General features: G+C 47.5%; 1 pseudogene. It reads left to right on the forward strand.

Features of this window, described 5'->3' with window-relative positions:
* Positions 1–3: 3 nt before the first annotated feature.
* Positions 4–1,310 (forward strand): annotated as a pseudogene (gene vmeZ, locus R7P35_RS24710) (multidrug efflux RND transporter permease subunit VmeZ); the annotation flags it as partial.

Consider the following 1,310-nt stretch of genomic DNA (forward strand, 5'->3'; position numbering starts at 1 on the left):
CACATGTTAAGTCGTTTCTTTATACAAAGACCTAAGTTCGCGCTGGTCATTTCGATCATCCTGACGTTGGCTGGTGCCATTTCGTTAGCGATTTTGCCAGTGGCTGAATATCCGCAAATTAGTCCACCGTCGGTTAGCGTAACGGCGTACTACACTGGCGCAAGTGCCGAAGTGGTTGAACAGGCCATCGCCGATCCGATAGAGACATCGGTGAACGGCGTAGAAAACATGATTTACATGTCTTCGAAAAGTGCTAACGATGGTTCGTACAGCTTAAACGTTACGTTTGATGTTGGTACCGACCCAGATATGGCGCAGGTGAACGTGCAAAACCGAGTGTCACAGATTGAGTCAAAACTGCCTCAGGAAGTGCGCATGGTCGGCGTGACGGTGAAAAAGCGTTCTCCTGACCTATTGATGGTTCTGAACTTCTATTCACCAGACGGCAAGTATGATGACCAATTCTTAATTAACTACATCAACTTGAACGTAAAAGATCAGTTGGCGCGTGCGAAAGGCATCAGCGAAGTAAATGTAATTGGTGGTGGTGAATACGCGATGCGCGTGTGGTTGGACCCAGAAAAAATGGCCAACCTCAAGCTAACGACATCGGATGTATATGCTGCTTTAGCGGAGCAAAACGTTCAGGTTGCTGCTGGCCGTGTTGGTGCTGCGCCGTACAATAACCCGCAAGAAGTGCAGTTTAACCTAGTGACGAAAGGCCGCTTAGAAAGTGTGAGCGAGTTTGAAAACGTTGTTCTTCGTGCCAATCCAAATGGCTCTACGGTTTATCTAAAAGATGTTGCACGTGTTGAACTGGGTAAGAAGTTCTACGATGGTAACGGTAAGTTCCGTGGGCAAGATGCTTCGATTGTCGCTCTGTCACTTCAGTCTGATGCAAACGCACTAGAAAGTGGTAAAGCAGTAATGGAACTGCTTGAACGCTTGAGCGAAAACTTCCCTGAAGGTATGACTTACGAAACCAGCTACGACACGACTGTGTTCGTCGCTGAGTCGATCAAAGGCGTGGTAAAAACACTTGTCGAAGCGATTCTACTGGTTATTGCCGTAACCTACCTATTCTTGGGCAGTGCGCGAGCAACGTTAATTCCAGTGGTCGCGATTCCAGTTTCGTTGATTGGTACGTTTGCCATCATGCAAGCGACAGGATTCACCATCAACACGGTAACCTTGTTCGGTTTGATTCTCGCGATTGGTATCGTGGTGGACGATGCGATTCTGGTTATCGAAAACGTTGATACCACGATGGCGAAAGATCCAACCATTTCACCTCGCAAAGCAACATTGCT

The organism is Vibrio sp. Vb0304 (assembly GCF_033338995.1).
GTDB lineage: Bacteria > Pseudomonadota > Gammaproteobacteria > Enterobacterales > Vibrionaceae > Vibrio > Vibrio alginolyticus.